Annotated in this window: 18 protein-coding genes and 1 tRNA gene; 15 read left to right on the plus strand and 4 right to left on the minus strand. The window is 57.4% G+C overall.

The genetic code is table 11. From position 1 onward, the window contains the following. Positions 1–23 precede the first annotated feature (23 nt). From B5F76_RS11635 to leuB, 7 genes are all read left to right on the plus strand, one after another. Positions 24–3,026 (plus strand): AIR synthase-related protein, encoded by a 3,003-nt coding sequence (locus B5F76_RS11635; protein WP_087354742.1) that lies wholly within the window; start codon positions 24–26, stop codon positions 3,024–3,026. Positions 3,027–3,181: 155 nt separating this feature from the next. Beyond that, complete coding sequence (locus B5F76_RS11640; RefSeq protein WP_087354744.1) at positions 3,182–3,829, plus strand: phosphatidylserine decarboxylase family protein; 648 nt, start codon at positions 3,182–3,184, stop codon at positions 3,827–3,829. Between the two features lie 144 nt (positions 3,830–3,973). Beyond that, on the plus strand, positions 3,974–4,768 hold the full coding sequence (gene pssA, locus B5F76_RS11645) for a CDP-diacylglycerol--serine O-phosphatidyltransferase (protein WP_087354774.1): 795 nt from the start codon (positions 3,974–3,976) through the stop codon (positions 4,766–4,768). 116 nt (positions 4,769–4,884) lie between these two features. Further along, positions 4,885–6,444, plus strand: coding sequence for a 2-isopropylmalate synthase (locus B5F76_RS11650; protein ID WP_087354776.1), 1,560 nt, complete (start codon positions 4,885–4,887; stop codon positions 6,442–6,444). Positions 6,445–6,490: 46 nt separating this feature from the next. Beyond that, positions 6,491–7,753 (plus strand): 3-isopropylmalate dehydratase large subunit, encoded by a 1,263-nt coding sequence (locus tag B5F76_RS11655; RefSeq protein WP_087354746.1) that lies wholly within the window; start codon positions 6,491–6,493, stop codon positions 7,751–7,753. An 8-nt stretch (positions 7,754–7,761) separates the two neighbouring features. Continuing rightward, positions 7,762–8,259: a 3-isopropylmalate dehydratase small subunit gene (locus tag B5F76_RS11660; RefSeq protein ID WP_087354748.1), complete on the plus strand. Its 498-nt coding sequence runs from the start codon at positions 7,762–7,764 to the stop codon at positions 8,257–8,259. Positions 8,260–8,289: 30 nt separating this feature from the next. Beyond that, entirely contained in the window at positions 8,290–9,366 is a 1,077-nt protein-coding gene (gene leuB / locus B5F76_RS11665; RefSeq protein WP_087354778.1) for a 3-isopropylmalate dehydrogenase, read from the plus strand. A gap of 101 nt (positions 9,367–9,467) precedes the next feature. Here the strand turns inward: leuB and B5F76_RS11670 are convergent, their stop codons facing one another. After that, positions 9,468–10,124 carry a septal ring lytic transglycosylase RlpA family protein gene (locus B5F76_RS11670; RefSeq protein WP_239407042.1) on the minus strand — a complete coding sequence of 219 codons (657 nt, stop codon included), beginning with the start codon at positions 10,122–10,124 and terminating at the stop codon, positions 9,468–9,470. A gap of 426 nt (positions 10,125–10,550) precedes the next feature. Between B5F76_RS11670 and B5F76_RS11675 the strand changes: the two genes are divergently transcribed. From B5F76_RS11675 to infA, 6 genes are all read left to right on the plus strand, one after another. Beyond that, positions 10,551–10,871 (plus strand): helix-turn-helix domain-containing protein, encoded by a 321-nt coding sequence (locus tag B5F76_RS11675; protein ID WP_204218398.1) that lies wholly within the window; start codon positions 10,551–10,553, stop codon positions 10,869–10,871. Further along, positions 10,868–12,019, plus strand: a complete 1,152-nt coding sequence (locus B5F76_RS11680; protein WP_087354751.1) for a type II toxin-antitoxin system HipA family toxin — start codon at positions 10,868–10,870, stop codon at positions 12,017–12,019. The genes B5F76_RS11675 and B5F76_RS11680 overlap by 4 nt, the downstream gene beginning before the upstream one ends. 224 nt (positions 12,020–12,243) lie before the next feature. Then, entirely contained in the window at positions 12,244–12,627 is a 384-nt protein-coding gene (locus B5F76_RS11685) for a hypothetical protein (protein WP_087354753.1), read from the plus strand. Positions 12,628–12,651: 24 nt separating this feature from the next. Then, positions 12,652–13,848, plus strand: a complete 1,197-nt coding sequence (locus B5F76_RS11690) for a metal-dependent hydrolase (protein WP_087354755.1) — start codon at positions 12,652–12,654, stop codon at positions 13,846–13,848. Positions 13,849–13,990: 142 nt separating this feature from the next. Continuing rightward, positions 13,991–14,773, plus strand: coding sequence for a prolipoprotein diacylglyceryl transferase (gene lgt / locus B5F76_RS11695; RefSeq protein WP_087354757.1), 783 nt, complete (start codon positions 13,991–13,993; stop codon positions 14,771–14,773). A gap of 289 nt (positions 14,774–15,062) precedes the next feature. Then, complete coding sequence (infA, locus tag B5F76_RS11705; protein ID WP_087354763.1) at positions 15,063–15,281, plus strand: translation initiation factor IF-1; 219 nt, start codon at positions 15,063–15,065, stop codon at positions 15,279–15,281. A gap of 1 nt (position 15,282) precedes the next feature. Here the strand turns inward: infA and B5F76_RS11710 are convergent, their stop codons facing one another. Beyond that, positions 15,283–15,774 carry a phosphatidylglycerophosphatase A family protein gene (locus B5F76_RS11710; protein ID WP_087354765.1) on the minus strand — a complete coding sequence of 164 codons (492 nt, stop codon included), beginning with the start codon at positions 15,772–15,774 and terminating at the stop codon, positions 15,283–15,285. Positions 15,775–15,922: 148 nt separating this feature from the next. On the opposite strand from B5F76_RS11710, the gene B5F76_RS11715 reads away from it, so the two are divergent. Together B5F76_RS11715 and B5F76_RS14960 are read left to right on the plus strand one after the other, a co-directional pair. Continuing rightward, positions 15,923–16,008: transfer RNA gene (locus B5F76_RS11715), tRNA-Leu, on the plus strand. Positions 16,009–16,206: 198 nt separating this feature from the next. Next, complete coding sequence (locus B5F76_RS14960) at positions 16,207–16,560, plus strand: hypothetical protein (protein ID WP_162608827.1); 354 nt, start codon at positions 16,207–16,209, stop codon at positions 16,558–16,560. Between the two features lie 2 nt (positions 16,561–16,562). On the opposite strand, the gene B5F76_RS11725 is transcribed toward B5F76_RS14960, so the two are convergent. Then, positions 16,563–17,207 (minus strand): vWA domain-containing protein, encoded by a 645-nt coding sequence (locus B5F76_RS11725; RefSeq protein ID WP_087354768.1) that lies wholly within the window; start codon positions 17,205–17,207, stop codon positions 16,563–16,565. A 228-nt stretch (positions 17,208–17,435) separates the two neighbouring features. Next, on the minus strand, positions 17,436–17,758 hold a 323-nt coding region (locus tag B5F76_RS11730; RefSeq protein ID WP_204218399.1), incomplete at its 5' end, for a transposase.

Here is a 17,758-nt window from a genome sequence, read left to right on the forward strand (position 1 = left end):
CTTGCCAACCAGGAGTCATACCCATGCTGTACCGCATTGAAATAGGTCCTAGACCGGATCTTGCCGACATTCAGGGCCAAAGCACGGCCAGGGCCATCAAGAGCGCCCTTGGCGTGGAGGTGAAGGCTGTCTGGCAACTGAAAATCTTCACCGTGGACGGTCTTGAGGAAGGCGAGGTGCGCCGCCTTGTGGACGAAGGCATCTGGCACGATCCCATCCTGCAGGTTGCCTCCATCACTCCCCTTCCCCTGCGTACCCCAAAGCCCGACTGGTTTGTGGAAGTGGGCTTCAGGCCCGGTGTCACGGACAACGAGGCCCGCACAGCCAGGGACACCGCAGCCCTTGTGCTTGAGCGCGACAGGGAAGGCATACACGTCTACACGGCAGTCCAGTACCAGTTTGTCAGCGCCGACACACCCCTCACCCTTGAGACAGTGAAGGGCATTGCCGAGGATCAGCTGTGCAACGGCCTTATCCAGCGCTACCGCATAAAGAGCGCTGCCGAATGGGAGGCAGAGCCGGGCTTTGCGCCCCAGGCAGCCAAGGTCACGGGTGCAGCCTCAAGCCAGGTGGACATCATCGAACTCTCCGCCATGGACGACTCAAGGCTCATGGAAATGAGCCGCGCCAACACCTGGGCCCTGAATCTCACGGAAATGAAGGCCATCCGCGACCATTTTGCGGACGAGGACGAGGCCAAGAGGAGAGCTGCGCTCGACCTTCCCGCCAATCCCACAGACCTTGAGATGGAGGTCATGGCCCAGACCTGGTCCGAGCACTGCAAGCACAAGATTTTCGCTTCCAAGGTCGCCTACGAGAACAAGGAGACCGGCAGGAAGGAAAATATCGACAATCTCTACAAGACCTGCATCCGCGACACCACTGCCCGCATCCGCGAACAGCTGGGCGACGAGGACTTCTGCCGCTCTGTCTTCAAGGACAATGCCGGCGTCATTGCCTTCTCGGACGAGTGGGACGCCTGCATCAAGGTGGAAACCCACAACTCTCCCTCTGCCCTTGACCCGTACGGCGGCGCCCTCACGGGTATTGTGGGCGTGAACCGCGACCCCATGGGCACAGGCATGGGCGCAAACCTCCTCTGCAACACCGACGTGTTCTGCTTTGCCTCCCCCTTCTACGACAAGGAGCTTCCGCCCCGCCTTCTGCATCCGCGCAGGGTGTTCGAGGGCGTGCGCTGCGGTGTGGAGCACGGCGGCAACAAGAGCGGCATCCCCACTGTCAACGGCTCCATTGTCTTTGACGAGCGCTACCTCGGAAAGCCCCTGGTCTACTGCGGCACTGTGGGCATGCTGCCGGCAAGGCTCAAGAACGGCCAGCCAGGCTGGAAGAAGAAGGCCGAAGTTAACGACTGTATCGTCATGGTGGGCGGCCGCATAGGCAAGGACGGCATACACGGTGCCACCTTCTCCTCGGAGGAGCTGAACGAAAACTCCCCTGCCACTGCAGTGCAGATTGGTGACCCCATCACCCAGCGCAAGATGTACGACTTCATCCTGCGCGCCCGCGACATGGGCCTCTACCACGCCATCACCGACAACGGCGCAGGCGGCCTTTCCTCCTCGGTGGGCGAAATGGCCGAGGACACTGGCGGCTGCGTGCTGGACATCTCCCTTGCCCCCCTGAAGTACGACGGCCTGCGTCCCTGGGAAATCCTTGTCTCCGAGGCCCAGGAGCGCATGACGCTTGCAGTGCCGAAGGAGCATGTGACCTTCTTCTGCAAGATGGCAAAGGAAATGGACGTGGAGGCCACGGTTCTCGGCCACTTCACGGATTCCGGCTTCTTCGAGGTGCGATATGGCGACCGCGTGGTGGGCTCCATTGGCATGGACTTCATGCACGACGGCGTGCCGCAGCTCTCCTTGAAGGCCGCCTGGGAGCGTCCAGAGCACAAGGACGTTGCCCTTGACGATGCAAGCGTCGAGCAGGGCAATTTCCTCAAGGCCATGCTCGGCCGCCTCAACATCTGCTCCAAGGAATACGTCATCCGCCAGTACGACCACGAGGTGAAGGGCGGAAGCGTCATCAAGCCCCTGTGCGGTGTGGAGCGCGACGCCCCTGCAGACGCAGGTGTCCTGCGTCCCGTGCTCACCTCTGAAATGGGCCTTGTGGTCTCCCACGGTATCTGCCCGCGCTACAGCGACTACGACACCTACTGGATGATGGCCAACGCCATGGACGAGGCCATCAGAAACGCTGTCTGCGTTGGCGGCAACCCCGACTTCATGGCCGGTGTGGACAACTTCTGCTGGTGCGATCCGGTCGAGAGCGAGCGCACCCCGGACGGCCAGTACAAGATGGCCCAGCTTGTGCGCGCCTGCAAGGCCCTGCAGCACTTCTCGCTGGCCTACGGTGTGCCCTGCATCTCCGGCAAGGACAGCATGAAGAACGACTACATGAACGCCGGGATCAAGATTTCCATCCCGCCCACGGTCCTCTTCTCTGTCATCGGTGTCATCAACAACGTCGTTGCCACCCAGACCTCGGACTTCAAGAAGAAGGGCCAGGCTATCTACATGTTCGGCGCAACAAGGCGCGAGCTCGGAGGCAGCGAGGCAGCTCTTGAGCTGGGCCTTTCGGGCGGCATGATCCCCACTGTCGATGCCCAGACCGCCCTTCCCCGCTACCGCGCCATACACGGCCTCATGGGCCAGCGCGCCATCTCCGCCTGCCACGACTGCTCGGACGGCGGCCTTGCCGTGGCCCTTGCCGAAATGTGCATTGGCGGACGCCTTGGCTGCGACATAGACCTTGATCTCGTGCCCGTGTGCGGAGCGCCCATGTCGCTTACAGAACTGCTCTACTCCGAGTCCGCAAGCCGCATGATCGTCACTGTCAGGCCCGACATCACACCCATCCTGGATGTCCTTGGCCAGTGGCAGATCTGCCGCCGCATAGGCACTGTGACAGACGACGGCGTCATGACCGTGCGCACAGGATCGAGCACAGTCATCAGCGAGAAGGTGGACGATCTCGCAAGGGCCTTCAAGAAGACCCTCGGCTGGTAGTCCCCAAAAAAAGAATTTCCTTGCAAGACGGGTCCGGGGAAAGCCCCGGGCCCGTCCGAATTTTTCCGGGCATGCGAAATTGCCCCAACCATCCAACCATTCCGGAGGCGGCTGCACCTTGATAAAAAATCTCAAGGTCATGCCGAACACCCCTTATGAAACAAGCAAACTGCTCGCTTACGCCTGAAGGCTATCCCATCATATTCTTCACGGCCCTTGGCACACTGGCCTTTGCCATGCTCGGCTGCACCGTGATGACCGTCATCTTCCTTGTGCTTTGCTGGTTCTCCCTGAATTTCTTCCGCGACCCCGAGCGCGTTGTGCCTGCCGAGGCCAATGTGGCAGTCTCTCCTGCAGACGGAAAGGTCGTCAAGATCGAGCGCATGGAAGATCCCATAAGCGGCGAGACGCGCCTTTGCGTGTGCGTCTTCATGAACGTCTTCAACGTCCATGTGAACAGAACGCCTGTGGCAGGTACCATTACGGCCATAAAGTACTACGCAGGGAAGTTCTTCAATGCCTCCCTCGACAAGGCCTCCAAGGACAACGAGCGCTGCGCCTACCAGATTGAAGATGCAGATGGCAATACCTGGACCTTTGTGCAGATTGCGGGCCTTGTGGCAAGGCGCATCGTCTGCCGCACGGACATTGGCGACACCCTCGAAAGGGGCCAGCGTTTCGGCATGATCCGCTTTGGCTCACGAGTTGACCTTTACCTGCCGGACGGCTATATTCCTGCAGTCTCCCTGGGCGATACTGTGCTCGCTGGCCAGACCATTGTGGCCCGCCGCATGCCCGACTAGAGACAACATTTACGCAATCAAGGAATCGACAGGGGAGGCACCCCTCCCCTGATGCATTTTTGGAGAACACTGGCTGTGGCAGCAGAGCAAAACCAAGAGTCCAGGACAGAGTCTGTCCAGGACATAAGCGATGCCGGAGAAATCATGGCTCAGGCAGAACAGGAGAAGGCACACCACGGACGCCTCGGGCGTCTGAAGGACAGGCGTGCCGTCTACCTTTTGCCCAACATGATCACCTGCACCAGCATGTTCTTCGGCTTTTTGTCGATCATCTGGTCCATGCAGGGTCGCTTCTCCGAAGCCTGCCTTGCCCTGCTCATCTCGGCCCTCATGGACGGCCTGGACGGCAAGGTGGCGCGTCTCACCCATTCGGCAAGCGAATTTGGTGTCCAGTTTGATTCCCTGGCAGATCTTGTAGCCTTTGGCCTTGCCCCTGCCATATTGATGTGGAACTGGCAGCTCTCGGAACTTGGCCGCCTGGGGGTGGCCATAGCCTTCATCTACGCTGCCTGCGGAGCATTGCGCCTTGCACGCTTCAACGTGAACGCCCATACAAGCAGCAAACGCTTCTTCATTGGCCTGCCCATACCGGCGGCCTCCTGCACGCTTGTCTGCTTCACCTATTTTGCGCGCACCTTCCAGGACGTCATGCCCACGGTTATCCTGATCGCCACTGCAGTGCTCACTGCCTGCATTGGTCTTCTGATGGTCAGCAACGTGCGCTACTTCTCCTTCAAGGAGTACGACATCTTCCGTGCGCATCCCTACAGAGTGCTCACAAGCTTTCTGATTCTGCTTGCCCTGCTCTACAGCCAGCCCAAGATCGTGGGCTTTCTGTACTGCGCACTCTACATTGCCTCGGGACTGATCTACACCTTTATTCTGCTCCCCAGAAATTCTCAAAGGCAGCTACTACGCACTTCGTCTTCCGACGAATAGTGTGTGGGAGCGGCGTGCCGCGCAAAAAGCGGCCTTCAAAAAGACTCTCTGCAGGTATCAAGCCGCAGCGCGGCCGTTTTGCACACAAAACCAACCATGCAGAGGAGTCTTTTTTTATGTCCAGCGATCGCCTCATTATCTTTGATACAACACTGCGCGACGGCGAGCAGTCCCCCGGCTGCACCATGAACCTCCAGGAAAAGCTGCGCATGGCCCATCAGCTCGAGCTTTTGGGCGTAGACGTGCTTGAAGCCGGCTTTCCTGCATCGAGCCAGGGCGACTTCGAGGCCGTGCAGGCCATTACCCGCCAGTCCGGTCCCAACATCCAGATCTGTGGCCTTGCCCGCTGCATGCACAAGGACATAGACCGCTGCTGGGAGGCCATCAAGGAAGCAGCCAATCCCCGCATCCACACCTTCCTGTCCACCAGCGATCTGCACATGACCTACAAGCTCAGAAAAACCCCTGACGAGGTCATTGCCATGATCAAGGACTGCGTGGCCCGCGCTGCAAGCTATACCCCCAACGTCGAATTCTCCTGCGAGGACGCCTCCCGCTCGGACAAGGACTTCCTCTGCAAGGCCTGCGCCACAGCCATCGCTGCCGGTGCCACCACCATCAACCTTCCCGACACAGTGGGCTACGCAGAGCCTGCCGAGTACGCGGAACTCATCGACTACGTCATCCGCAATACCGAGGGTGCTGAAAAGGCCATCTTCTCCGTACACTGCCACGACGACCTTGGCCTTGGCGTAGCCAACTCCCTGGCAGCCCTCAAGGTGGGCGCACGCCAGGTGGAAGTGGCCTTGAGCGGCATTGGCGAGAGGGCCGGCAACGCAGCCCTGGAAGAAGTGGTCATGAACGCTGTGGTGCGCAAGGACTACTTCGGCCTTGAGTGCGGCATAGACACTGCCCAGCTCTATCCGAGCTGCCGCCTGCTCTCCATGATCATCGGCAAGCCCATCCCCAACAACAAGGCCATTGTGGGCGCCAACGCCTTTGCCCACGAGTCCGGCATCCATCAGGACGGCATGATCAAGAACCGCCAGACCTACGAGATCATGACCCCCGCTTCCGTTGGCCGCACAGAGACCAACCTTGTCATTGGCAAGCACAGCGGCCGCAACGCAGTGCGCGTGAAGTTCGAGGCCCTTGGCTACAAGCTCACGGACGAGCAGCTGCAGGTGGTCTTCGAGGCCATCAAGGACCTTGCCGACGTCAAGAAGACCATCTACGACGAAGACCTCATGGCCATGGTGCAGGAGAAGATCTACCGCAAGCCCGATGTCTATCGCCTGAACCACGTCTCCATCCAAAGCTCCGACGCTGGCGGCATTCCGCCTACGGCAGCCATCCTCATGGACGTGCACGGCGAGGAAAGGGGCCAGGCAGGCTTTGGCGCAGGTCCAGTGGACGCTGTCTTCAACGTCATCTGCCAGATTGTGGGAAGACAGCCCCAGCTTGAGAACTACAGCATCAACGCCATCACAGGCGGTTCCGACGCCCTGGGCGAGGTGACTGTCCGCATTTCCGAAAACGGCGTCAAGGCTGTGGGCCGCGGCGCCCATCCGGACGTCATTGTGGCCTCTGCCAAGGCCTATGTGAATGCCCTGAATCGCCTCGAGGAACTGGAAACAACCGGACAGCGCGTCCACAGCCAGCACGCTCCGGAGTAAACAGCACATGCGGGCCCCGCGAATTGCGGGGCCCTTGGAGTCAAACATGCCTCAGACACTTGCACAGAAAATACTGCAACGCCACACGGACGAGGAAATCAAAAGCGACGGACAGATCGTCAACTGCCGCCTCGACATGGTGCTTGCAAACGACATTACCGGTCCCCTTGCCATCAAGGCCTTCAGGGCCATGGGTGCCACCAAGGTCTTTGACAGGGACAAGATAGCCCTTGTCATGGACCACTTCACACCCCAAAAGGATATTGCCTCCGCAAATCAGGTCATCGTAAGCCGCACCTTTGCCGAGGAACAGCAGATCACCCACTACTACGAGGGCGGTGACGCCGGCGTCGAGCATACTCTTTTGCCCGAACAGGGCATTGTGGCTCCCGGCGACCTTGTGATTGGCGCAGACTCCCACACCTGCACCTACGGCGGCATCGGTGCCTTTGCCACTGGCATGGGTTCCACGGACATCGCTGCCGGCATGGCCCTTGGCGAAAACTGGTTCAAGGTGCCCGCGACCATACGCGTGAACTTCGAGGGTACTGCGGACAAAAATCTGCGCGCAAAGGACCTCATCCTCATGCTCATTGGCAAGATTGGCGTCGACGGCGCCCTCTACAAGGCCCTTGAGTTCGGCGGCTCCGTCATCGACAACCTCGAGGTGGAAGGTCGCCTCACCATGGCCAACATGGCCATCGAGGCAGGCGGCAAGGCAGGCCTCTTTGCCTGCGACGACAAGACCATTGCCTACTGCCATGCCCACAAGCGCACGGACATCAACACGAAGTTTGCAGCTGATCCAGGCTGCGCCTACGAGCAGGAAATCACCATCGATGTGACCGGCCAGGGCCCTGTGGTCGCCTGTCCGCACATCCCGAGCAATGTGAAGAGCGTGGCAGACCTTGGCGATGTGCCGATCCAGCAGGTGGTCATCGGCTCCTGCACCAACGGCCGCTTCTCCGACATGCAGGACGCTGCCAGCATCCTCAAGGGCCGCAAGGTCAAGAAGGGTGTGCGCTGCATCATCCTGCCCTCCACGCCCACAGTGTGGAAGCAGTGCCTGAAGGAAGGCCTTATCGAGATCTTCATGGAAGCCGGCTGCATCGTGGGTCCCTGCACCTGTGGCCCCTGCCTTGGCGGCTACATGGGTATCCTTGGCGATGGCGAGCGCGCCATCTCCACCACCAACAGAAACTTCAGGGGCCGCATGGGCAGCCTCGAGAGCGAAGTTTATCTGTCAAACCCGCTCACTGCCGCAGCCAGCGCCGTTGCCGGACGCATCATCGGGCCCGATGCCCTCTAGGAGGTCACATGCTGTACAAAGGTACTGTCCGCAAGGTCGGCGACCATATCGATACGGACGCAATCATCCCCGCTGTCTATCTCGTGACAGGGGATCCCAAAATCCTGGGTGAAAAATGCATGGCTGGCCTTGACCCAGAGTGGGTCAAGCAGGTCAAGCCCGGCGACATTCTGGTTGCCGGCCGCAACTTCGGCTGCGGTTCCTCGCGCGAGCACGCCCCCATCGCCATCCTCGGCGCAGGCATTCCGGTCGTGGTGGGCCACAGCTTTGCCCGCATCTTCTACCGCAACGCTTTCAACACAGGTCTCATGCTCTTCGAGCTCGGAGACGCCATTAACGACATCCAGGACGGAGACATTCTGGAAGTGAACACCGAAACGGGCACCATCACGGATGAAACCAACGGCAAGTCCTGGTCCTGTCCTCCCATTCCCGCCTCCATGGCGGAAATTGTATCCAAGGGAGGCCTTGTCAACTACGTGAAGGCCCGTCTGGGCGCAAACTAAGGGAGAAGCCGCTTGAGCGGCACAAATACCATGAGCAAAACCATCTGCCTTCTTCCGGGCGACGGCATAGGCACGGAAATCGTTGCCCAGGGCCGCAAAGCCCTTGAGGCCGCTGCAAAGCGCAGCGGCAAGGAACTTGTCTTCACAGAGGCCCTCATTGGCGGCGCAGCCTATGATGCCACAGGCAATCCCCTGCCTGCCGAGACCGTTGCTGCCTGCAGGGCCGCAGACGCAGTCTTCCTGGGTGCCGTGGGCGGTCCCAAGTGGGACAGCCTGCCCCCGGAAAAGCGCCCTGAAAAGGGCATTCTCGGCATCCGCAAGGAACTGGGCCTCTTTGCCAACCTGCGCCCTGCCCTGCTTCTTCCAGAGCTTGCCGGCGCCTGCCTGCTCAAGCCCGAGACTGCGAAGAAGGGCCTGGACCTTATTGTCGTGCGCGAACTTACCGGTGACATCTACTTCGGTCAGCCCCGCGGCATCGAGGAGCGCGACGGCATGCGCACCGGCTACAACACCATGCTGTACTCCGAGGAAGAAATCCGCCGCATCGCAAAGGTGGGCTTCGAGACAGCCATGAAGCGCAAGAAGCGCGTGTGCTCCATAGACAAGAGCAACGTGCTCGAGACCTCCCGCCTGTGGCGCGAGATCGTGACTGATGTGGCAAAGTCCTACCCCGAGGTGGAACTCTCCCACATGTACGTGGACAATGCCGCCATGCAGCTTGTGCGCGATCCCTCGCAGTTCGATGTGCTGCTCACGGGCAACCTCTTTGGCGACATCCTCTCCGACGAGGCAGCTGCCATCACTGGCTCTCTGGGCATGCTCCCCTCTGCCTCCATGGGAAGCACAGCTCCGGCTCTCTTCGAACCCATTCACGGTTCCGCACCCGACATCGCGGGCCAGGACAAGGCCAACCCCCTGGCAACCATCCTGTCCGCAGCCATGCTGCTGCGCCTTGGCCTTGACATGCCCGAAGAAGCAGAGCTTATCGAACAGGCCGTAAGCCGCGCCCTCAAGGACTACCGCACAGCCGACATCATGGAAGAGGGCAAGACCCTCGTTGGCTGCGAGAAGATGGGCGACATCGTGGCAGGCTACATCCTGGGCTAATTCCCAAGGACAAAAATTCAAGGAGCAGTCCCATCCCGCACGAAGCGGAAGGGACTGCTCCTTTTTTTTGCCGGACTTTCCGGCCTTCAAAAATCTGCCGGCTACTGAACCTTGTTCTGTGTGGATGCCTTGTGGTCCAGGACCACGTTGGCCTTGGGGTGAGCCACGGAGAGCGCCTGCTGCAGGGCAGCGGCGTCTGCAAAATTGTCGTAGGGGCCGTAGCGCTCAGCGCCTGCAGCGCTGTCGAGTTCAACGAAGAAGGCTTGTGCCGCGTCCAGGGGCTTGCCCTTCTCGTCGCTGACGACCTCGAGATTGACTGTGGAGACTCCCTTGTTGTCCAGACCTATGCGATCAGCTGCTGCGTAGGACATGTCGATAATACGGCCCTTCACAAAGGGGCCCCTGTCCGTGACGCAGACCATGACGCTCTTGCCATTGTGCTGATCCGTCACGCGCACAATGGTGCCAAAGGGAAGTGTCCTGTGGGCGGCAGTGAAGGTGTACATGTCGTAGGGAACACCGCTTGCCGTTGCGCCCGTATGAAATCCGTTGCCATACCAGGATGCCTTGCCGCGCATAAAATCCGTATTTTTCTTGGCGCGTTCAAGCCAGATGCCGCGACTGTCAACGCTCTGTGGCTTTGCTTGTGCGCTCTTCTTGCCTTGGGCAAGCGCATTGTCTGCCTGGAATACGAGGCCCAGCCCCATGAAAAGGATACATATCAGGGGCAGCCAGACGATTTTTTTGGAATGTGCCAATGTTTCCTCCCGCGTTGGGGTTCAGGCTTCCAACCCCGAAATTTCCCGAAGGTCCGGGCTTCCCGCATGGTGCCAGGAACCGTTTTCGGGTGAGGGCAGGAAGGTTGCACACGGTGCAACGCGGCCAACGTCCAGGCGGGCAGGGGGAGCATGGCATGTACTCCCTGATTGGACTTGGGCCGTCCTTGAAAATCCGATAAACTGCCAAAAGTAGTACCCCCCGAAAAGCGTCCTTGTCAAACCGGGGGCGATTTTCGACCATTTTTCAGACAAAAGTGCTTGCAGGAGCTGTTTTCCTGCCCTTCTCAAGACGTTTGCAAAGAACAGTACCAGCATCCAGTCTTCACTTTTTTCTCATAATATAATAGCGTTTATAGGTGATTTTAGTAATTAAATGATCATATACTAGTAGTATAGGGACATCTAATGAATATTCATCCGGCACTTCAGACGCCTCATGATGTCCAGATGGGGCTTGCAAAAAGGGCAAGGGAACGCAGACTGCTTTTGAACATCACCCAGGCAGAATTGGCCGAGCGTTCGGGCGTTTCTCTCGCAAGTGTTCGTCGCTTCGAGACAAGTGGCGAGATTTCTCTTCGCTCCTTTCTCGCTCTGGCTCTTGTTCTTGAGGAACTTAAGGAAGTGGCTGAACTTTTCCAGCCCCCGCCTCCGATGTCGCTTTTTGCCAAGAATTCTCGCCCCCGCAAGCGAAGCAGAAAAATGACCAGCGAGAGAGGAGAACCATGAACGTTCGCGTCTTTTTGAACCATTTTGGCTCCCGCATGCCGGTTGGTATCCTCGCTCAGCAAAGGCATGAAATACTATTCCAGTATGCCCCCGATTTTCTGGAAAGGAACATCGCTCTTTCCCCCTATTTCCTTCCACTGCGAAGCGAGATCTTCTGTGATCACAAGCACACTTTCGACGGCCTCTTCGGTGTCTTTCACGACAGCCTTCCTGACGGCTGGGGCCTCTTGTTGCTGGATCGCGCGTTGTCTCGTATTGGACGCTCGCTTGCACAGACATCTCCCCTGGAAAGGTTGACACTGGCAGGGAGTAACGCGATGGGCGCACTGGAATACGAGCCAGACATGTCTTCTACTACCCCAGAAGAGGTGCTCATGGAGCCAGACACCCTGGCAAGAGAATCTGAAAGACTTTTGGGGGAACACTCCTACAAGGGCGGATATATAGATACCCTGTTAAGTCTGAGTGGTTCGCTTTCCGGAGCTAGACCCAAAATCAGTATCTCCTTGCCGGACAGAAATGGTGTGCCTGTTCCCTGGATAGTGAAATTCCGCTCCCTGCAGGATGCACCGGATGCAGGGCTTCAGGAGTACAGACTCTCGCTTGCCGCACAAAAGGCTGGAGTCGATATGCCCCAAACGCGCCTCCTTCCCTCGAAAACTTGTGAGGGCTTTTTTGCCATCAAACGCTTCGACAGAACCTTCGGAAAAAACGGCATCCTCAAAATCCACACCCACACGGCCTGCGGCCTTCTGCACGCCTCGCACCACCTGCCTACGCTGGACTACGAGAATCTTATCCGCCTGACCATGGATCTCACAAAGGACGCGCGCGATGTGGAGAAGATGGTGCGCCTCATGATCTTCAACGTGAAGGCAGGCAACAGGGACGATCACTCAAAAAACTTCTCCTTCCTCATGGACGAAACCTTCCACTGGCACCTTGCCCCTGCCTACGACATTACCTCCTGCCCCGGCATAAACGGCGAACACTGCTCTGCCGTGAACGGCAAGGGCAAGGACATAACGGGTAGGGACTTAGCAGCTGCCGCTGCTGTGGGCGGTATCAGCGCCAACAAGGTGAAGCTCATGATTGAACAGACCGAGGGCGCCCTGAACGACAGTCTGAAACAGCATCCCAACGGATAGGTGGACTGCGCCAAAACGCCAGATCACGTATGGCCTAGCCTGACTTGTCCTTTGTGTGGGCATGAGCAAAACGGGCTATTTTACTGCAATTTTGTGCGCGAAAGAGCTCTTGCTCACATGTCCCGCAATCTGTATAGTCGGAAAGTTCAGCAGAAGCAGGACAAAACCGTACATTGTACGAAACATCATCGAACAAGCAAGCTTCCCGCATACAAGGGGGCGATATGGATACGACAAGATATACAGATGCCCGTTCAGGGGGGCAAAGCCCTGTCAGGGGGATCCGCGTACTTCTCACCCTGCTTTTGTGCCTGTCCTGCCTGGGACTTTTTGCCTGCGGTCCCAAGGACATCAGCACGGACTCCGCCAGAGTGGACAGGGAGTACTATGGCAAGGGAGGGCCTGACCCCATGTCCGATGCGCGCTACCCCATACCTGGCGTTGCGTCCCGCAAGGACTACTACTTCTACCGCCTGAACCAGCCGGCCGTCTTCGAGGCCATGCAGAACTGGCGCATGACACAGTTCCGCCGTGGCCTGCAGGGCATTGATCCCGAGCATCCCTCCTACAGGGAAGTTCCCAAGCAGCGCTCCCCCTTCAGACAGTAATGTCTGATACCCTGGCGAAAACATATGGATATAGTCACCCACGCCGTATCAGGCCTCCTTGTCTCGCAGGTCCTGCCAAGAAAGCCAAGAACTGCCTGGTTTCCCTTTTTCTGCGTGCTCGCGGCCTGTCTGCCGGACATTGATATTCTCTTTGCCTCTACACCCTCCCTCTTTCTCAATCTGCACAGAGGCATATCGCATTCCCTGGCCCTGGTCCCCTTCACGGCCCTTTTCCTTGCTCTCATAGCCTGGCCCCTGCGCAGGAAGGCGACCATGCACAGGCTGGGGATAAAGACCCTCTGGCTGTGCTTTGCGTCATGTCTTCTCATCCACATAGCCCTGGACTGCTTCACGACCTACGGGACCATGATCTTTTTGCCCTTCTCGTCCTACAGGGTCAGGCTCAACGCCAACTTCATAGTCGATCTCTTTCTGACCATCCCGCTGATCGTTCTGTTCGTCTGCGCACTCGTTCGCAAAAGCTACGCGCGCATTCTTGCCATGGCAGGCATAGCTTGGCTTTTCCTCTATCCCTGCACCAACATCGGCCTCAATGCACTGGCAGGCAAGCACTTTGCCGATACCCTCAAGGCCGAGGGCAGGGAAGTGGTGCGCATGGAAATCCTGCCGGACTTCTTCTCGCCCCTGTTCTGGCGGGCCATCTACGTGGAAAAGGGACAGGACGGAAAACTGGTGCAGCAGGAACAGAGCATAAGCGGCCTTGGCAATGCCAGGGGAGCAGCCCTTAGCTACACGCCTGTTCCCATCAATCTTCAAGCGCATCTTGCAGCACAGTCCGGCTACTGTCGCGACTTCCTTGGCCTCATGCTTTTGCCCGTGTACAGGCCCTTTTCGGAAAGGGGACGACAGGCAGCCATTGTGGCCCTTTCCTTTCTTCCTCCGGACGAGGAACATCAGACCGGGGCCAGTGACAGGGGAAGCCACAACCTGCATCCCCTGGATCCACACACTGCCGGCACTCTGAACTACCTTCTGGTCCATGACCTACGCTTTGGCTCCGGACTTGCCATAGGCAGAAAACTGTTGTCCCTGCGGCCCAATGCGCAGCTTCCCTTCATACTCCTCGTGGTCCTGGACCATGAAGACAATCTCATGCTCGAAAGGCTCATCTTCAGCGACGCACGCCTGGACACTGGCTGGCAGGCCCCGAATCCCCCGGAACCGCAAAGCTTCGGGCGCTGGCTTCTGGGCCTGGACTAAGGAAAAACAGCTGCCCTTGCGCGAAGGCTCCCTACGGCATACAAGGAGCTCGTGCCGCCAAGGCCTCTAAAGTTGTGCCCAAAGCGACCCAAAATACAGGAAGGAGGAGGCGCAAGCCCTCGCAGGTGCGCGCCGACAATACATGGACGCATCCTTTGATCCCGTTGCCTTTACCATCGGCAGCCTCACTGTCCGCTGGTACGGGCTCATGTACGTGGCGGGCTTTCTGCTCGGCTGGCTTATAGGCCGCATCCGCGCTCCCAGATACGGCTGGAAGGCCCGGGACGTGGACGATCTTGTGACCATCTGCATGCTGGGCCTCGTCCTCGGAGCCCGCATTGGCTATATCCTCTTCTACGATCTTCCGCTCTACCTTGATGAACCTGCCGAGATCTTCCGCTTCTGGAACGGTGGCATGTCCTTCCACGGCGGAGCCCTGGGCCTTGCCGCAGCCTTCTTCTACTTTGCAAAGACAAGGAAGAAGGGCTTTCTCGACATCGCGGACTTCATCACACCCCTGGTCCCTCCTGGACTCTTTTTCGGGCGCATGGGCAATTTCATCAACGGCGAGCTCTGGGGCAAGGTGACCACCCTCCCCTGGGGCATGATCTTTCCCACCGGCGGTCCATACCCGCGCCATCCTTCCCAGCTCTACGAGGGCTTTTTGGAAGGCATCGTGCTCTTCATTGTGCTTCTTTGCTTCACCCGCAGCCAGCGCCGCACAGGCCAGACTGCAGGCCTTTTTTGCCTGGGCTACGGCATCTGCCGCTTTGCAGTGGAATTTGTGCGTCTGCCCGATGCCCAGCTGGGCTACCTTGCCTTTGGCTGGCTCACCATGGGGCAGATTTTGAGCCTGCCCATGATTTTCCTTGGCCTGTGGCTTCTTTTGCGCAAGGCTGCCCTGCAGGAATACCATCCCAAATAGACTGCCAAAATAGACTGATCGCAATCACAAAATCGGGCCCAAGTTCCTTGCAGTGCAGACAAAATCGGAAAATTTCACATTGACAAAGTACTTTTTTTGTTGCAAGAACTTGCCGCCCGAGGCCTGATTTTTCCTGTCTTTTGCCTGTATCTTCGGGCATTTTGCAAAAAAGGACAGGGAAAGGCAGCCAGAGTGCAGGCAGATCTTTTGTATCAGGAATCCAAAGCTCCGGTTTTCCCAAATACGCTTTCCAGGGAAAAATCCGGCAGACATTCAGCCCGGAGGTACCATGTCCAAAGAAGACTCCATTGAAGTTGACGGTGTCGTCGAAGAAGCCCTTCCCAATGCCATGTTCCTGGTCGAACTGACCAACGGACACAAGGTGCTTGCCCACATTTCCGGCAAAATGCGCAAATTCTACATTCGTATCCTGCCCGGCGACCGCGTCAAGGTGGAGCTCTCCCCCTACGATCTTACAAGGGGACGTATTACCTACCGCATGAAGTAGGCTACAGGACAATCAGCGGCACGCTGACAAGGCCTGCGGCACGCAAAAGCAGCAGGACTATCATGGACATGATGCCGCCTACCACGTCGTCTATCATGACACCAAAGCCGTCGGGAAGCCAGTTTTCCGAGGCATGAATGGGCCAGGGCTTCGCAATGTCGAAGATCCTGAAGATGACAAAGGCAAGCAACAAAAGGCTCCAGCTGCCCCCGGCAAAGGGCAGAATGGCAATCCAGGATCCCACAAGCTCGTCAATGACAACAGAGCCCGGATCCTTGCAGCCCAGCAGATGTTCGGCCCTTGTGGCAGCGAACGAGCCAGCGAAAAAGAGGACGACCAAGAGGGCCAGACGCATCTTGAAGTCCAGGGGCTGAAAAAGCCAGGGAGCTACCAGCAGGGCCAAAAAGGTGCCACAGGTGCCAGGAGCCCATTTGGAAAGTCCGGCTATGCCGAGCCTGCAAAAAGCCAGCGTCAGAGTGTCCAGTATATTCATGCCCTTTCTCCTTGAAGTGAGTCTGTGAACGTGGTAGCAGTAGCTGTCACTTTCTTTGGCACGGCATTCTTTGCCAGCAGAAAGGGTTTTGTCAATTCTTGTCCCAGGCTGAAGAAATCGGCCATTGGCAAGAACAGAAGAAATTTTCGCCGCAGTGGTGGAATCGGTAGACACAGGAGACTTAAAATCTCCCGGCCCCAGGCTGTACCAGTTCAATTCTGGTCTGCGGTACCACAAAGCATCCCCTCCCGGGTGAGCAGGATATCTCCCGCTCCCTTGAGAGAGGATGCTTTTCTTTTTTGCGGGCTCATACAGCGCCCGCATGCGGGGCCAGAAGGGAAGCAAACCCTTCGCAAAGTTTTTTCTCAATCGTCTGCTCCCTTCCAATTTGTCAGCCCTTGCCGATTTGACTCCCCTGCTTCCTTGCGTCAGATGCTGACAGTCAGAACGTTCGCTTGTCAGAATCACTGGATGACCTTCCAGGTTCTTTGGCCGCAGTTTGGACAATGGTATTCCTTGCTCACCCAGGCCGCTATTTCATTGGCAAAGGCTGCCAGTGCCACGCCTCCAGTCACAAGGGCGATACAGATGGGCAGCGCAAGGCCTGTTGCCGGCGAAGAAAAAGGTTACCCACGCCCAGAAGCCGCCACCGGCAAAGGCGGCCCCGATGATCTTCAAAACGAGATGTTTGTTCACTTCTTCCCTGTGACCGCAGGTTGTACACTCGATATGCATTGTCAGCTCCTCCATTGTCTGTGGTTGTTTCGTGCCTTTGCATGGGGCTGAATTCACTCTTTTCTGTTCTCGCGAAGGTAGTCCTTCAGCTGACTTCTGAGCACCTTTTTGTCGACCAGACCTGCGCCAAAGCATGCAGCCCCGATACCTGCGAAACTTCTCAGTGTGCTTGCGCTGCTCTTTTCCATGCTGAAGGCCATGTCGTTGTCTATGTTCAGACTTTCGGCCACATCCTCCGCATCGATGTCAGCCCCGAGGAAGATAAATTCCCAGCCTTTCTCCTTCTGGGTGCCTATGAGCTCTCTTACCATTTCCCTGGAATATTTTTTGCTGGCGTTTTCGTAGCCATCCGTTGTGATGACGACCACCACGTGCCCCGGCACATCTTCCTCGCGCAGGTAGCTTTGTACCCTGTTCAGGTGATTGATGCCCGTACCAACAGCGTCGTAGAGGGCTGTACACCCGCGGGCCCAGTATTCTCTGTCTGTCATGGGAGAGACGTCATCAATGCCTATCCTGTCGTGCAAAAACTGAATCTCCGTGTCGAAGAGGATGGTGTTGATAACAACAGGGCAGTTCTTCCCCTTCCACTTGTTGATCATGCTGTTGAAACCGCCAATGGTGTCCGATTCCAGGCCGGACATGGAGCCGCTGCGGTCAATGATGAAGAGCAGTTCGGTCAGATTGCTGTTTGCCATGTGAAACCTCCGTACGGCTGTACCGTTGGCTTCCTTGTAGCGGCTCACATGACAAAAGAGGTCGCCTCGCAGGCGACATTTTCGAAGAACATCCTCACGGTCATTGAGACACAACCCTTGCCGCAGGCCACAGCGAAAGCCCCATGCCGCTTTGCGCAGCATGGGGCTTTCTGATGTGCGCCCGGCATGGCGCAGTACTAGAGCGGTTTCTGAATGAAAATTTTCATTCTAGACGGCATATCCAGCCTCACGGTACCAGCCTCTGATGTCGGATAGGGTCACCGCATCAAGAGCCATGTTGATAGCCGACTCCAGGGCATCTGTAGTCCTTGCCTTGATACCTCGGAGGAAAGATTTCACCTTACTCCACAATTTTTCGATTGGATTTAAGTCTGGGCTATAGGGAGGAAGATAAATTAGATTAACCCCTCTATTTTTACAAAGTTTGGTTATTAATTCCGATTTATGAGAACTTAAGTTATCTAATACTAGTGTATGTCCTGGTTTAATACTTGGAAGAATAAATTTTTCGAGACACTTTTCAAAAGTTA

The organism is Desulfovibrio sp. An276 (assembly GCF_002159665.1).
Lineage (GTDB): Bacteria > Desulfobacterota > Desulfovibrionia > Desulfovibrionales > Desulfovibrionaceae > Desulfovibrio > Desulfovibrio faecigallinarum.